Annotated in this window: 17 protein-coding genes and 2 tRNA genes; 2 read left to right on the forward strand and 17 right to left on the reverse strand. The window is 35.1% G+C overall.

Going from position 1 to position 15941, the window contains the following annotated elements; all coding sequences use genetic code 11:
• Positions 1–139 precede the first annotated feature (139 nt).
• From ABID46_RS07155 to rpsT, 3 genes are all read right to left on the reverse strand, one after another.
• Positions 140–211 (reverse strand) — tRNA-Glu (locus ABID46_RS07155).
• 79 nt (positions 212–290) lie between these two features.
• Positions 291–362 (reverse strand) — tRNA-Glu (locus ABID46_RS07160).
• A gap of 11 nt (positions 363–373) precedes the next feature.
• Positions 374–628 (reverse strand): 30S ribosomal protein S20, encoded by a 255-nt coding sequence (gene rpsT / locus ABID46_RS07165; protein ID WP_354508525.1) that lies wholly within the window; start codon positions 626–628, stop codon positions 374–376.
• A gap of 165 nt (positions 629–793) precedes the next feature.
• Here rpsT and ABID46_RS07170 point away from each other — a divergent pair, with 165 nt between their 5' ends.
• Positions 794–1951, forward strand: coding sequence for an endonuclease (locus ABID46_RS07170; protein ID WP_354508527.1), 1158 nt, complete (start codon positions 794–796; stop codon positions 1949–1951).
• Between the two features lie 56 nt (positions 1952–2007).
• On the opposite strand, the gene ABID46_RS07175 is transcribed toward ABID46_RS07170, so the two are convergent.
• The 6 genes from ABID46_RS07175 to ABID46_RS07200 all read right to left on the reverse strand — a co-directional run bounded on the left by ABID46_RS07175 (position 2008) and on the right by ABID46_RS07200 (position 7832).
• Positions 2008–4146 carry a TonB-dependent receptor gene (locus ABID46_RS07175; protein ID WP_354508529.1) on the reverse strand — a complete coding sequence of 713 codons (2139 nt, stop codon included), beginning with the start codon at positions 4144–4146 and terminating at the stop codon, positions 2008–2010.
• Between the two features lie 244 nt (positions 4147–4390).
• Positions 4391–5308 carry an anti-sigma factor gene (locus tag ABID46_RS07180; RefSeq protein ID WP_354508531.1) on the reverse strand — a complete coding sequence of 306 codons (918 nt, stop codon included), beginning with the start codon at positions 5306–5308 and terminating at the stop codon, positions 4391–4393.
• 83 nt (positions 5309–5391) lie between these two features.
• Positions 5392–5823, reverse strand: coding sequence for a DUF2147 domain-containing protein (locus ABID46_RS07185; protein ID WP_354508533.1), 432 nt, complete (start codon positions 5821–5823; stop codon positions 5392–5394).
• Between the two features lie 83 nt (positions 5824–5906).
• The gene (locus ABID46_RS07190) at positions 5907–6275 is read right to left on the reverse strand and encodes a YraN family protein (protein WP_354508535.1); all 369 of its coding nucleotides are present in this window, start codon (positions 6273–6275) and stop codon (positions 5907–5909) included.
• Positions 6276–6277: 2 nt separating this feature from the next.
• Positions 6278–6907 carry a uracil phosphoribosyltransferase gene (gene upp, locus ABID46_RS07195; protein ID WP_354508537.1) on the reverse strand — a complete coding sequence of 210 codons (630 nt, stop codon included), beginning with the start codon at positions 6905–6907 and terminating at the stop codon, positions 6278–6280.
• Between the two features lie 4 nt (positions 6908–6911).
• Positions 6912–7832: a S66 peptidase family protein gene (locus ABID46_RS07200; protein ID WP_354508539.1), complete on the reverse strand. Its 921-nt coding sequence runs from the start codon at positions 7830–7832 to the stop codon at positions 6912–6914.
• Positions 7833–7915: 83 nt separating this feature from the next.
• On the opposite strand from ABID46_RS07200, the gene meaB reads away from it, so the two are divergent.
• The gene (meaB, locus tag ABID46_RS07205) at positions 7916–8887 is read left to right on the forward strand and encodes a methylmalonyl Co-A mutase-associated GTPase MeaB (RefSeq protein ID WP_354508541.1); all 972 of its coding nucleotides are present in this window, start codon (positions 7916–7918) and stop codon (positions 8885–8887) included.
• Here meaB and ABID46_RS07210 read toward each other — a convergent pair.
• The 8 genes from ABID46_RS07210 to ABID46_RS07245 all read right to left on the reverse strand — a co-directional run bounded on the left by ABID46_RS07210 (position 8884) and on the right by ABID46_RS07245 (position 15879).
• Positions 8884–9519: a C40 family peptidase gene (locus ABID46_RS07210; protein WP_354508543.1), complete on the reverse strand. Its 636-nt coding sequence runs from the start codon at positions 9517–9519 to the stop codon at positions 8884–8886. The genes meaB and ABID46_RS07210 overlap by 4 nt on opposite strands.
• A 250-nt stretch (positions 9520–9769) precedes the next feature.
• Positions 9770–10579, reverse strand: a complete 810-nt coding sequence (locus ABID46_RS07215; RefSeq protein WP_354508545.1) for a mechanosensitive ion channel family protein — start codon at positions 10577–10579, stop codon at positions 9770–9772.
• A gap of 20 nt (positions 10580–10599) precedes the next feature.
• Entirely contained in the window at positions 10600–10791 is a 192-nt protein-coding gene (locus ABID46_RS07220; protein ID WP_354508547.1) for a hypothetical protein, read from the reverse strand.
• A gap of 2 nt (positions 10792–10793) precedes the next feature.
• Entirely contained in the window at positions 10794–11360 is a 567-nt protein-coding gene (locus tag ABID46_RS07225; protein ID WP_354508549.1) for an RNA polymerase sigma factor, read from the reverse strand.
• Between the two features lie 303 nt (positions 11361–11663).
• Positions 11664–12737: a 3-oxoacyl-ACP synthase III family protein gene (locus tag ABID46_RS07230; RefSeq protein ID WP_354508551.1), complete on the reverse strand. Its 1074-nt coding sequence runs from the start codon at positions 12735–12737 to the stop codon at positions 11664–11666.
• Positions 12738–12799: 62 nt separating this feature from the next.
• Entirely contained in the window at positions 12800–13432 is a 633-nt protein-coding gene (gene nth / locus ABID46_RS07235) for an endonuclease III (protein ID WP_354508553.1), read from the reverse strand.
• 81 nt (positions 13433–13513) lie between these two features.
• Positions 13514–13801, reverse strand: a complete 288-nt coding sequence (locus ABID46_RS07240) for a rhodanese-like domain-containing protein (RefSeq protein ID WP_354508555.1) — start codon at positions 13799–13801, stop codon at positions 13514–13516.
• A gap of 59 nt (positions 13802–13860) precedes the next feature.
• Complete coding sequence (locus tag ABID46_RS07245) at positions 13861–15879, reverse strand: M13 family metallopeptidase (RefSeq protein ID WP_354508557.1); 2019 nt, start codon at positions 15877–15879, stop codon at positions 13861–13863.
• Between the last annotated feature and the right edge of the window lie 62 nt (positions 15880–15941).

Genomic DNA, 15941 nt, shown 5'->3' on the forward strand with positions numbered 1-15941 from the left:
TGTCATGGTGTAATCGCGTTGGGTACGCTTTTGATAATTTGTCTCTTCTTTCATAATGATTCTTTTTTTTTGTATCATTATTTCAGGACGAGACAATTAGAAAATAAAAAAAAGAGATCAAATACTGATCTCTTTTTTGTAGCCCGTAGGGGAATCGAACCCCTCTTGCAAGAATGAAAATCTTGAGTCCTAACCGATAGACGAACGGGCCGTCCTATTTTAATTGTTGTACCTATTTTTGTCGTAGAGGCACAAAAAAAACCATCAAAACGTATGGTGGTTTAAATTTGTAGCCCGTAGGGGAATCGAACCCCTCTTGCAAGAATGAAAATCTTGAGTCCTAACCGATAGACGAACGGGCCAACAATTTATCTTATGCTAAACCAGCGATGTGTTTAGCCAATTTGCTTTTTAAGTTAGACGCTTTATTCTTGTGAATAATGTTGCGTTTAGCTAATTTGTCAATTTGAGAAGAAACCTTTGGAAATTGAGCTTCTGCTGCAGACTTATCAGTTTCTGTACGTAAGTTTTTGATAGCTGTACGTGCAGATTTATGATAGTAACGGTTTCTCGTTCTTTTAACTTCGTTTTGTCTGATTCTCTTTAATGCTGACTTATGATTTGCCATAATTCTTTTATTCTTTTAGCTAATTCGATACTTATCTGTTCGAATGAGAGCGCAAAATTAGAACATTTTTTTATATCTGCAAATCTTCTGAAGAAAAATATCTAAAAAAAATGAAAAAATATCTCCCTTATTATCCTTAATTTTACCCCCTAATTTAATAACAACATGATTAAAAAGAATTTAAAGATTTTCTTGTTAACCATTTCACTTGCTTCCATTGCTTGTGGGCAAGTGCCAAGTGGTTATTATGAAGACGCTGAAGGTTTGCAAGGATATGAATTGAAGACAGCACTTCACAATATTATTAAAAATTTTGACGCTCAAAGTTACAATGCTTTAAGAGATTTATATGCAAGTAATCATTCTAAAAATGGTTTTAAGGATAAATATTATGAAAATGACAATACCATTCTAGATATTTATTCTGAAAATCCTGATGGTCCTGATCCTTACAACTACAGTGCAAATGAAAGTATGGGTTCAGGAGCAAATGAAGGAGATGCATTTAACAGAGAGCATTTGATTCCTCAATCTTATTTCGATGAAGCTTTGCCAATGCGTTCAGATGCATTCCATGTATGGCCAACTGATAGTAAAGTAAATGGTTGGAGAGGGAATTATGCATTTGGGCCTATCCAGAATCCGCAATCTGCCAATAACTGTAATAGTGGTGCGACCAATTTACCATGTAAGTCTAAAAATGGAACGTTAAAAGGTCGTTTCGTTGAAGATTCTAGCATTATAGTTATGGAGCCGATTGATGAATTCAAAGGTGATGTTGCTCGTGCATTCTTTTATTTTGCTACTTGTTACCAAAATAGAATGACCAATTTCTATAACAATGCTGGAGGTTCAAATGTGAAAGTAATGTTTGATGGTTCTTCCAATAAAGTTTTCAGTGATGATTTCTTGGAAGTTTTGGCACAATGGCATGTAATGGACCCAGTGAGTGATAGAGAAAGAGACTTAAATGATTTGATTTATTACAACCACCAAGGAAATAGAAATCCTTACATCGACAATCCAGAATGGGTTTACGAAATTTGGAATGTTGGGATGGATACCAATGATTTTCACTACCAAGATCGTGATGATGTAAAAGTATATACAGCTCAAAACAAAAACGTGGTAGTTCGTTTGGAAAACAACCAAAAATCAATCGTTAAGGTTTCTGTATATGATTTGTCTGGAAAGTTAGTAAAGACTCAGAACAATCCATACAACAACACCGAAGTGAAAGTAAGAATTGATAATGCCGGAATCTACATTATCAAAGTAGAAGGAAAAGGAATGGAAATCAACCGTAGAGTTGTGATCAAATAATTTCAATTCATAGAATTAAAAAGCCGGATTTCAATTCTGAAATCCGGCTTTTTTCTTTACAATCTAAATTGAACCCCTCCCAAAATATTGATTCCAGCTTGTGGAAAATAAAAGGCTTGTTCATAATAATATCCATTGCTCTCGTACTCGACATCAAACAAATTGTTGATCAAAAGAGAGAATCGCAAATTTTCCAATCCCAACCATTTGGGTGAGTATTGAAAAAGTAAATCCGTCAAGAAATAATCATCCAATTTTCCGTTTTCCAATTCAGTATTCGTCAAAAATTGTTCGCCTACGTATTTGTTCGAAAGATTCAAATTGAAATTCTTAAAGGGTGAATAATTAAGTCCAAATGCACCGATAATATTGGGTGAAAATGCGATGGCGGTTTTTCCATGATGAACCAAAAGTTCGTTCCAATTTTCATCATATGCAATTTCTGAATAGTCAAGATTTTGATGAATGCTGAACGTTCCGTTTGCAAAAACATCTAATTTCTGAGGGATTAACGTATAATTGGCTTGAAGTTCAATTCCCGATCGGAAACTTTCCCCACTATTGGTTCTTTTGAATCCACCTACATCATCCAATTCACCCGTTGGAACCAACTGATCGATGTAGTACATATAAAATGCATTGGCATTTAGTTGAAGTCTTCCCGATTTTTTAAACCCAAATTCAAAATCGTGCAATTTTTCTGTTTTGGGTGTTTCTTTGTTGTCTAAATAGTCCGAACGATTGGGTTCGCGATGGGTCATTCCATAGTAGAAATACAAATGGTTTTGATTGTTGAATGCGAAATTGAATCCTAGTTTTGGATTGATGAAATGAAAATCTCCTTCGAAAGGGAAAAAATCTTCAAATTCATTTTCACCATTTGGACCAAATTTGGTCTGATAATTCACATATCGGTACTGAATGTCCCCAAATAATTCCCATCGATTTAGGCTCCATAAAGCTTTTGCATAAGCCGAAATATCTGTTTTTTGAGATTCGTTTCGGTAAAATTCATGTTTCGGATCTACATTATCCAAATCTTTCACCCAATTCACAATTCCATAATGATCGTTTTGAAATTGATTGGCAGCAAATCCAGTAAACAATTTTATGTCTCCAAAGGTTTGATTTTCCATTTGGAAATTGATTCCATAGAAATGATTGTCCAACCATTTTTGTCTAACCAAATCAGAGGTTTCAAGATCTGAAATGATTTTATATTCAACTAAATCAGCACCTTGTTTGTAGTTTTCATAGTATCCTTTTCCTATAGTATAGTGCAAAGTACTGGTGGATTTCCATCCTTTGCCATATTTCTGTTCCCAAATGAAATGATTGTGATGTTGTTGGTAATTATCGGTCTCGTTGTCATAATAACCCACAATATCGGTCCAATCTTCATTGTAAATAGCGCCGGCAGAATTAAATCGTCTATTGCTTTTCATGGTTTCTGCATCAATTCCATTCCAGGATTGGTAGGTTTTTTCTTTTCCAAAAAATGTCCAATAGCGAAAACTTGTGTTTTCATTCAGTTCGTATTTCGCATTCATTCCATAGGAAAATAAGTCACTAAACGCACGATCAATATAACCATCTGATTGAATGAGAGAAGCGTTTAAGTCAATTCGAAGTTTGTTGTTCAAAATTGAACCTGTTCCACCGTTTAGGCTATATTTTTGCGTGGCAAAACTTCCCCAAGAATTCGAACTTTCTAAAAATGCTTTGGGTGAGGGATTGGAAGAATCCATATTGATGATCGCGCCAAAAGCTCCAGTTCCAGAAGTTGAAGTACCAACACCTCTTTGAATCATGATGGAATTGGCATTGGATGCTAAATCGGGCATGTTCACCCAAAATACGCCTTGTGATTCAGGATCATTTAAGGTCACGCCATTCATCGTAATGTTGATGTGTTCTTGGCCAATTCCTCGAATCCGAATGGTCGAATAGCCAATTCCTGCTCCAGCGTCAGATGTCGTGACTACCGAAGTGGCATTTTGCAAAAGACTAGGAATGTCTTGTCCTAGGTTCTTCTGATTGAGTAATTTTTTGGTGATTTTTTCTGAGGTGATGGGCAGTTGTTCTACCAAATTTAGCCCTTCCAATTCAATGATGGTTGAATCTTGATTTTCCTCAACTTGTGCATACGCTAGTGTTCCGCTAAGAACAGCGCATAAAAAAATCCTACTTTTCATTTTAAATTAATTTAAATGAAAGGTGGATTTACCCTTAATTTGATTCCTTTTATTCATAGAGAAATATCGAACGATATACGTTCAAATTAAGTTTCTATAAAAAAATAAGGAAAAGTTTTGCAACTTCCCTTGGCGGCATTACCCGCCCAGGTTCTTTGGGTATAATCTCAGCCCTTCGCTATTGCGAAAAAGCACCCCTTTCTGGTTATTACTTGCGCAAAGTTAAAGCAAATTATTTAATCTATTATTGCTTTATAGCTTTTGCTCCAAAATTAGTATTAATGATGAGTGGATAAGTTTGATTGGCATCATTTGTAACATTTTCTGGAACATTTCCTTTCAATAAATAAATTGGAAATGGGGTTGTTGAATTGTTGTATCCAGCCAAAATAGGAGTGATGATAATTTCTCCACCGCTTACGTTCAACGGAAAATAATTACTCGGATAAGTGGTACCAGTTGATGGTTGCTGCAAGAAATCTTCACCTGCAAATTTGGGTGTATTGTTTTGATACGAAGGAAGTGTGAATCCTTTCCAATTATCCGATAAGGTATCAGAAGTGATAACTCCCATATTTAAATCATAATAGGTGTTTTCATAGGATTTTCGAAGCCATGCTTGATATTGAAGGCCTTCATAATCAAACTGAATGGTCGTTTCTCGGTTATCGGGATTTCCTTTGAAGAACCAAATTCCGTTTTCACTATAAATTCCCATGTCTTCTTGAGGAATTGTAGCGGTTTGAACGGTGAATGCTGCTGAAAGACGTTTGGCTAATGGTAAAACACCACTAGGAATTTCAGCGTCTGAAGATAATTGGGCTGAGGTTCCATTGAAATTTCCTACTAACAAAACATAATTCGATGGTGCAGCTGATCCTGAAGACTCAACTGTTATGGCAAAAGACTGAGCGTCTGCCAAATCATTGACTTCAATATTGGAAAATCTTGCAAGATTTTGATTGATGGAATCATTTGTGATTTTCCCAACCGAAACATAGGATGCATCCACCAAAAGCCAACCTTCATAGTTGTAACCATCGGGAAGATGAGGTAAATTTAGATCTGTCACTTCTAATTTTCCAGTTTTAATCAAGACGTCGGTCTCTGAACAATTTATCAAAAATAGGCTTAAGGACAAAACGGCAAAAATCTTTTTCATATCATTCAATCTAGTGTCAAAAGTATAAAAAAATCCCCTTTGAATACATCAAAAGAGATTTCTAAGTTTATCTTAGGATAATATTATTCTACTCGAGTCCAAGTTTGTGTTCTTCCAAGTGTTGGTACACCCATGTAACCACGAACCTCAAGAGTGTTCTTGTCTTTTACGGTAATCCTACAATCGTATTCTTTTCCTGAGTTAGGGTCCAGAATTCTTCCATCATCCCATCTTTTCTCATTGTCTTTTTCCAATCCCCATAAAATAACCATTCCTGAAATAGGTTTATCTTTTTTGGCTCCCTTACATTCTGTACATTTCGCATCTTCTTTTCCAGGAGTCAAAATTTTCACAACCTCGGCTTGTAATTTACCTGATTGAGTTTCGTAAATTTTTACATGCGATTTTTCTTTTCCTGTTTTATCGTCAATCGTTTTCCAAACTCCAATTGGTGATTGTGAATATGCGAAGATTCCTATGCTAAAAAGCAAGCATGCCACAAAATATTTTTTCATACTTCTATAATTTTAATCTACCTAAATTAATTTAAATTTTTGAATTAGACAGAAAAAAATATACCGAGATCAAAAGAATTAACTTATTCAAATGATAAAAAAGCATTTGGAATGTGTTCAATTTTCCAAGAATCTTGTTTTTTCACTAAGCTAATGATGTCAAAACGAGTTTCTAATTGAATGTCTTTGGAAATTAAGTATTCATTTGCAGCCTTCACCAAAAGATTTCGTTTGCTTTTGGTTACAGCATCTTCTGGATTGGTCAAAGAATGTTCTTTTCTCGCTTTTACTTCTACAATGATTAATTCATTGGAGGATAGGTCTTGAGCAATGATATCGATTTCGGCTTTTTGAAAAACCCAATTTCGATCAAGTATTTGATAACCTTTGGCCTCTAAAAATTTGACCGCTTGGTTTTCGGCTTCTTTTCCAAAATCGTTATGCGTAGCCATTTTTATATTGTTCCAAATAAACGATCTCCTGCATCACCTAAGCCAGGAACAATATATCCTTGTTCATTCAATTTCTCATCCAAAGCTGCCAAGTAAATTGGAATTTCTGGATAAGATTCATGAACGTATTTCACTCCTTCTGGACAACCTACCAAACAAGCCAATCGGATGGATTTCACCTGATACGATTTTAAGATTTCGATCGCCTTAACTGCTGAACCACCTGTCGCCAACATGGGATCCAATATGATAATGTCTCTGTTTTGCATATTGGATGGTAGTTTGCATAAATACTCCACCGGCTGTAGTGTTTCGTGGTCGCGGTAAATCCCAATATGTCCCGTTTTGGCGCTAGGCATTAAATTTTGAATTCCTTCTACCATTCCCAAACCAGCTCGTAAAATTGGAACCAAAACCAAATCTTCTCCCTTGATTCGATATCCGGTGGTTTTGCTCACAGGAGTTTCGATTTCAAATTCTTCTGTTTCCAAATCTCTCGTGATTTCATAACACATGAGCGCGGAAATCTCATTGACCAATTCTTTGAACATTTTTGTTGGAGTCTCCTTTCTTCTGATTTGCGTCATTTTGGAAAGGATCAAAGGGTGTTGTATGATGTGTAATTTGTTCATCTTGTTAAAATTCTATCGATGTGATGTTTTCTGTAATTTCTAATTTGACGTTTGCGCCCAATTTTAATGCTCGATTATCACCAATATGTCCCGCAGGGAATTGGAAACAGATTGGGAAATTGTATTCATTCATAAATGTATGAATTAATTGGTAAGAGGTCTGATCGTAATCTTGTAAAAATTCTGGATTTTCTTCTTGAACATCCATTCGCGTAAAGCTCCCGACAATTAATCCTTTGATTCGATCAAACAATCCATTTCGTTTCAAATTCATCATCATTCTGTCCAAATGGTACCAGTTTTCGTTCCAATCTTCGATAAATAAAATCAAATCTTCTCCTTTTAATTCTGATTCCGTTCCGATCAAGCTATAAATCAAGGATAAATTTCCACCGACTAATTTTCCTTCAACTGAACCAATTTGATTCAAAGAGTGAGAAGGAATTTGGTAGGAAATTTTTCCGTCGAACAAGATATTTTTTAAACTTTCAAAGGATTCTTTTGAATATTGCGTGTTCAGTTTTTTAACCGTGATTCCATGAATGCTAGGAATTCCCCAATTGTTGATATGATTGTGAATCGCCGTGATGTCGGAATATCCTATGATCCATTTTGGATTTTTTTTGAATCTTTCCCAATTGAGTTCGTCTAGCAAATGTACCGCTCCATATCCACCTCTAGCGCACCAAATCGCTTTGATTTGATCATCATCCAAGGCTTCTTGGAAATCGGCCAAACGTTGCGCTTTTGTACCCGCATACTGATAGCCTTCATTGTGATTTTGAAACAAGTTTTTGCCCAAAACGGGAATTAACCCAATGGATTTCAAAAATTCCATATTTTCATCTAATTCAGAAGCGAAAACTCTTCCCGAAGGAGCAACAATAGCAACCTTATCTTGGTATTTTAAAGTAGGAATTTGCAAACTTTTATTTTCGTCAAAATTACAGATTTGATTCGGAAGTGGCAATCCAATTCCACATTCAAAATTTAGTACATTTGTGATAGATGAAGACAGAAACGATAGAAGAATTAGCTAAAGGTATACGAAATGGAAATCGTGTTTCTCTTAGTCGCGCCATCACATTGGCAGAGAATACCTTGATTGAAAATCAAAACAAAGCGCATCAATTGATTCAACTTCTTTTGCCATTTACTGGGAAAGCCAAGCGAATTGCGATCACCGGAGTTCCAGGAGTTGGAAAAAGTACTTTCATTGAAGGTTTTGGAAATTTGTTAACGCAGAAAGGGTTGAAAGTAGCTGTCTTAGCGATTGACCCAAGTAGTTCCTTGTCGGGAGGAAGTATTCTGGGCGATAAAACCCGTATGGAAGATTTGGCTCGAAATGAAAATGCCTATATACGTCCGTCTGCGACAGCTGGATATTTAGGAGGAATTGCATCTCGTACGTATGAAGCCATGTTGTTATGTGAAGCGGCGGGTTTTGATGTGATTTTAATTGAAACCGTAGGAGTAGGGCAGTCTGAAACTTTGGTGCATGAAATGACGGATTTGTTTTTGTTTCTACAAATTCCAGGTGCGGGTGATGATCTTCAAGGGATCAAACGTGGTATCATGGAAATGTCAGATATTATTTTTGTCAACAAAGTGGATGACTTTGGTTCTGAAAAAGCAAAAGAAGTAAAAGTAACTTTGGCGAGGTCTTTGCAGTTTCTACCTCAAAAGGATTCTAGTTGGAAACGGAAAGTTTTGATGGGATCTGGATTGACTGGCAAAGGATTGGAAGAGGTTTGGACTTCGATTGAAGAATATTTTGAATTGACTACCCGCAATGGATATATTCAAAATCGAAGAAAGGAGCAAATGAATTTGCGCGTGAAAGAATACATAAAGGAGAAAATTACTCATCGAATTATGGTTCGATATGAGCAAGATAATTCTTTGGAAAATTTGTTGCATGAAACGAATCCCTATCTACTAGCAGAGAAATGGATTCAGGAAAATTTTAAAGAGTTTTAGTCAATGATGCGTTTTGCGTAAAGAAAACGTTTTGACCAATAATCGCTGCTTAAAGGAGTTACGATAACACCTTGAGATGTTGAAGCGTGAATGAATTCAATTTCGCCATCGTCTGAAACATTGTGTACGATTCCGACATGCGAAACTCTTGAGCCACCATTGGTTGCAAAGAAAACCAAATCACCGGCACGCATATTTTCTTTGTGAACAATTTCACCTTCTTTTGCTTGAGCAGCTGAAACACGAGGCAATTCGTGGTTAAACATTTGGAATACACTTTGAACAAATGCAGAACAGTCAATTCCTTTACGCGTTGTACCACCAAAACGGTATGGTACACCAAGATAGGATTCTGCTTCTGATAAAATTTGGGTTACAAACGAGTTCATGGCCATCATATGAATATCGTTTAATTCTTCAATAGCTGTTTTTGCAGGTTTAACTTTAACAGTTGCAACCTCATTTGATTTGTTTTCAGCAAAAAGTTTTTTATTGATGATGGTGCTTTGAGTGTAGTAAGATCTTTCTAAAGGAACAAAACTAGATTTAGCTTGATTGGTCGATACTAGAGTACTACAAGACGTAGTGAATATTGCGATGACAGCAATTATTGCTAAATTTATACCTTTCATTTCTACCCGCTAAAATTGATGATTCTTAACTTTACGTTCGCAAAACTAATAGGATATGCGTACGGTAGGTAATCTTTTTAAGAACTTTAGGAAAACATTAACGAATGTTAAAATTTATTAACAAATCATTAATTAAAAAAAAACTGCCGGCAGGGAACCGGCAGAATTAGGGTTTAACTTGTTTGTATTGGTTAGGGCATTGTTAAACCTGTAGTTTAGATTTGGTTGATTGGTTTAAGTTAGTTTCAATTTATTCGCTTATAATTCGGACATCTGAATTGTTCACATGTTTAATAGGAATCATAAGTTTTTCATTTTCAGTTTTTAATATCAAGCATATATTGTCAATTGATTCAATCACACCGATTTTATTGTTTATTTCAATCTTCATACCAACTGCTAAATTCTTTTTGGTATAAAATCCCAGAATCAGTCGGTATACAATATCTCTTGATCCTAATCCTACGGCAATGGTCACAGCAATTAGGGCAGCACCAATGAAATAGGATAAATTATTGGAGATAATTTCGGTATCTACGCCAATTTGGTTCAAAGCAGTTATGGAAACAAATACAAAAATGAAATAGAATACGATCGTACTAATAGCTTTTGCGCCACCTGCATCCAATGATTTCACGAGACTATGAACCAATTTTTTTGCTTGACTCGCTAAATAAGTTCCAAAAACGAAAATGATTAGTCCAATTAGTAATTTAGGCAAGTATTCCAATAGTTTTCCAATTTGTTCAGAAACTATTTTAAGATTAAGGAATTCGGCACCTATAATTAAAATTATTAAGACCAAAATGAATTTCAAAATTCCTACGATGACATTGGTAATATCAATGGAAACATTTGACTTTTGAATCAATTCATTGTCATTGATGATTTTGTTTAATTTTTCAATTTTGGAAGCCTTTAGCAATTTCCTTACAATCCATATAATGGCTTTATAGGAAATAATAGCGATGACAACAAAAGCAAAGCCCATCAATAAATTGGGTAACATTTGCAAAAAATCAGCGTACAAATCTTCTATTAAGTGTAAAGGTAATTTCATTTTCTAATCGGTTAAATCATTTATTTATTTTTCTTCTTTTTGTTGGAACCAGTGGCATTCAAAATATCAGCAATTGTAGATGGATATTTAACAGCGACTAAATCTGCTAAATCCATTGTAAGCTTAATCATGCGAATGTCTCCCATAACGCGTTCTCTCAGCATTTCTGGAACCTGTTGATTCTCAACTATTTTTTTAAATGGATTCTGCATGCTTACAATTTTTGGTAAATTAACAGGAGGTTTGACTTAGCTCGGTTTAGCCTCATCTTTACGGCACTCTCCCCCAGGTTGTTAAGGTTAGCTATTTCTTTGATCGACAAATCATCTTGATATTTCATCAAGAGTAAAGCTTTTTCTTCAGGTTTAATTTGTTGTAAGGAGGCAAATAATTTTTCAGTTTTCATTTCGAAAATTTGTGCATCATCTACTTCTTCAAGGAATTGATCTTCTATATCATCTTCCATTGAAAACGTGTTTTTATGACTTTTTATTTCTCGTTGTAAATGATTGATACAATGATTATAGGTAAATGCATAAATCCAAGTAGAAAATTTGGAATCACCTTTAAATGTTTTCAGCTTGACAAAGAGCTTCACAAAAATGTCATGGGTTAAATCTTGTGCATCTTCTTTCGAAGCAATAAAACTTAGACATTTGTTGTAAACAATCGTGACATACCTATCATACAACAGACCGAACAAATGTGTATCATTTGATTTGATTATCTCTTGTACAAGTTCCTCATCTGTTATCTTATCGATTGAAGTTTGGAACGCCATTGACTTGTTTTCAATTATTATGACACCAGTGTTTCAAAAAAGTCACATAATTTTTTTAAAAAATTTCATCCTAAAGATAATTAAAATATTTAAATATCTGAAAATGAACAAGTAAAAGCGTTAAAATAATAAAAAAAAATGAAAAAAAACTTTCTTCCTCTTCCTAAATCGACTAAATATTTGCTGAAATTTCCCAAAAAAAAAGTATCTATAATCCTAAATTTTGGGCAGGTTTGATCGGATTTATCGAGTACAATAAATCAGGTTGCAATAAAATTTAAATAGGATTCTTGTTGAAAAAGATTAGGGCATTTTGTAGACAATCGCATTGATGTTCATACCAGCACCTACAGCACCAAGGACAATATGATCGCCTGAATGAAATTCGTGATTGCCCAATTGTTTCTTTTGAATCAAATCATACATAGTAGGAACGGTAGCAACCGAAGTATTCCCTAATTTTTGAACCGTCATCGGCGCAATATCATGGTCGAAATCCGTGATGTTGTAAAGTTTATGCAAACGTTCTACCATGGCATAATCCATTTTGGCATTGGCCTGATGAAGCAAAACTTTGTTGATATTCGTGAATTCAACTCCTGAATTGTCGATAACGCGTTTGATCAATGCTGGAACTTTACGTAAGGCATATTCGTATACTTTACGTCCACGCATTTTGATATTAATTTTGGATCCTTCGTAATCTGATTTTAAGGAAACATCATTTAATAAATACGTCATTTCATCCATAGAATCAGAAATGGTATCATAGGATAAAATACCCATTTTCTCTGTTCCTTCTTTGGCTTCCAACACGATTGCACCTGCGCCATCTGCGAAAATCATAGCGGTTCTATCATGTGGATCAACTGCTCTTGATAAGGTGTCAGCACCAATGATTAAAGCTTTTTTAGCTGTTCCCGACATGAAAATATGATGAGCCAAAATAATTCCTTCAATCCAACCTGGACAACCAAATAACATATCGTATGGACGACATTTGTTATTTTTGATTCCCAATTTATGTTTGACACGAGTGGCGATAGAAGGCATATTGTCAACCTGACGATGTTCAGCATCGATGTCACCATAATTGTTGGCAACGATTACATAATCCAAGTCTTCTTTGTCAATCCCTGCATCTTCGATTGCTCGTTGAGCTGCAATTGTTGCGATATCAGAGGTGTATAAATTGTTTTCTGCATATCGTCTTTCTTCAATTTCTGTAATTTCTTGGAATTTTTGAATAATTTCCTGGTTCGTTTTTTCTATTCTGATTCCTGCTTCGTCATAAAATTCATAGTTCAGAAAATCTGAATTTTTGACGATTCTTTCAGGTAAAAAGTGACCAGATCCAGTAATGATGGTATTCAACATAGCAAGAAATTCAAAATTTTAAGTGCAAATTTAATAAATATAAACTTGAATTAACGTTAAGTTCATTCAGGATTTTTGGCTAGAATATTTCGGGTGATATAATCCTTCTCCAAATTCCATCCTCGAGCAGGCGAATATTCTCTTCCATAATAGATGATTTGCAGATGCAATTTGTTCCAAGTTTCTCTTGGAAATAAACGTTTTGCGTCTTTTTCGGTTTGTTCGACTGATTTTCCATTGGATAATTTCCATCGGTGCATTAATCGATGAATATGGGTGTCCACTGGAAAAGCTGGATGACCAAAAGCTTGAGCCATGACCACCGATGCTGTTTTATGGCCAACGCCAGGAAGTTCTTCCAATTGATCGAAACTTTCAGGAACTTCACCATCGTATTTTTCTACCAAGATCTCGGAAAGTCTTTTGATGTTTTTGGCTTTGGTGTTGGATAATCCAATTTGTCTGATGAGGTATTTGATTTCCTCCACATCTAGCAAACTCATTGCTTTGGCATTGCTTGCTCTTGCAAATAAATCGGGAGTTACCTCATTGACTTTTTTGTCCGTAGTTTGAGCAGACAATAAAACGGCAATTAACATGGTAAATGGATCTGTGTGGTCAAGTGGGATGGGAGGTTGTGGATATAATCTCTCCAATTCCGTCATTACATAAATCGCTCGTTCTTTTTTTGTCATTCCGCTATAAAATTAAACTTTGCCAATGTTTACCTTTTTAAGATAAACGATGGCAAAGTTATAGGTTTCAAAAGGAAGAAATTAATCTTCGCTTAAAATTTCATTTACGTCTGCAAATCCGCCTCCATTGAAAGCGTCATCAATTCCATTTTCATTTAGAAAATTTAATACAGAGGAAGCGCGTTTTCCACTGCGGCAAAAAATTACCAAAGGTTTTGGAAGAGATTTTAATTCTTCCAAACGATCTGGAATTTCTCCCATTGGGATGTTGATTGCTTTTTCAACCAATCCATCTACTTCTAATTCATAGGGTTCGCGAATGTCTACTAAGCTCGCATTCGGATTTTTTATTGCTTCTACTGTTGTCATTTTTATTATTTTTTTTCTAAAAAATAGCCATTTAAAGATTTTAGGTATGATCATTTTTCTTACCAAATTACGATTCTTTCTTCTTTTGGTTTGTACATTTTGTCTCCTTCTTTCACATCAAAAGCTTTGTAAAATCCGTCAATGTTTTCCAATGGACCAATTGCACGAAAATAACCTGGAGTATGCGGGTCAGTTTTTACTTGATTGATCAAGGCAGCATCTGTTGATTTGGTTCTCCAAATGGTGGCCCAAGATATGAAGAATCGTTGTTCTTGGGTAAATCCATCAATTAATCCTGGATTTCCTTTGTCTTTTAAGTACATCAACAAAGCATCATAGGCAACGTTCAATCCACCTAAATCCCCAATATTTTCACCTAAGGTATAATCTCCATTTACAAAAGTTCCTGGAACGGGTTCATATTGTGAGAATTGTTCCGATAATCTTTTTCCAGCGGCTTTGAATTTTGCATGATCTGATTCTGTCCACCAATTCACCAAATTTCCATCTCCATCATATTGAGAACCACTATCGTCAAATCCATGGGAAACCTCATGTCCAATAACCGCACCAATTCCACCAAAATTTACAGCAGCGTCTGCTCTCATATCAAAGAAAGGAAATTGAAGAATTGCAGCTGGGAAAACGATTTCATTATTAGAAGAATTGAAATACGCATTAACTGTTTGAGGTGACATACCCCATTCTTGTTTGTCTACTGGTTGTCCGATTTTTTCTAAATTTCGGTTGTAGTGCCATTTTCTGATGTTCATTCGGTTTTTGAACAAAGCTCCTTCTTCTTTGTGCGAAACGATTTCCAATTGAGAATAATCTTTCCACTTATCTGGATACCCAATTTTCACTGTAAACTTCCCTAATTTTTCCAAAGCTTTTACTTTGGTTTCAGGTGACATCCATTCCAAATTGTTGATGTGAACTTTGAATGATTTAAACAAATAATCAATCATTTCTTGCGCATTGGCTTTGGCTTCTGGTGGAAAATTTTCTTTGACATATAATTTTCCTAAAAGTTCCCCAACCGATCCATTTACGAACTCCAATCCTCTTTTTTCAATTGCACGTTGTTCTTGTTGACCTTTCATTTGTCGACCGTGGAAATCGAAACTTAGTTCATCCAATTCTTTGGTCAAAATTCCTGAAGCTCCTTCAATCAAATGAAATTTCATGAATTGCTTGATGGTTGGAAGATTTCCTTCGTTTAAAATTTGATCTAAATTTTGGAAATATTTGATTTCTCCGATAATAACAGAATCTGTTTTAACACCTAAATCGGTTAAGAATTTAGCCAAATCGATGTTTTTAGATAATTTATTCAAATCCTTTACAGCATAAGGATTGAAGCGTAATTTTGCATCACGAATTTGCTCAACAGTTAACATATTGGACGCAATCGTTTTCTCAAATCCAACAATCTTCGGACCTTTTAAATCACGCGTTTTCTCACCGGTAAACGAATAGATTTTATCGATAAATTGTGAATACTTGTTTAATGTTTCACGGTTGTTTTCATCATCTTTTTGGTAATAAGCACGACCCAAACCAAGACTAGCATTGCCTAAATAAACGGTGTTCATTTGGCTGTTTTTCATATGCGCTCTAACGAAAAATCCATAAAAAGGATTCAAGCCGATTGGCGTTACCTCCGTTAAATACGACTGAAGATCTTTAAGATTGTTGATTTTATCAATTCTATCAAGATAAGGCTGAATGGGTTTTAAACCTGTTTTGTTACGAGCATCAAAATCAATATATGAACGGTATAAATCACCAATTTTTTGTTCATCGCTACCTTTTTGAGCATTGGAATTTAATAAACTGTTTAAGATTTTCAAGTTGATTAAATCGGTATTTTCACGAAGTTCATCAAAATTTCCCCAACGAGAACGATCCGAAGGAATTTGGGTTTTGTTCATCCAATTTCCATTGACAAATTGGTAAAAGTCATTTTGTGGTTTAGCTGTTAAATCCATGTTAGACACATCGATTGCTTTAAAATTTGTTTGTCCAAAGCTAGCGGCACAAACCAAGGATAAACCCCATAAAATTGTTTTTTTCATTATGGTTACAATTTTTTATTAATGATTGTATAAGTTGGTGAAATCTTATTCTTACAAATCTA

The organism is Moheibacter stercoris, from assembly GCF_040545805.1.
Taxonomy (GTDB): Bacteria; Bacteroidota; Bacteroidia; order Flavobacteriales; family Weeksellaceae; genus Moheibacter; species Moheibacter stercoris.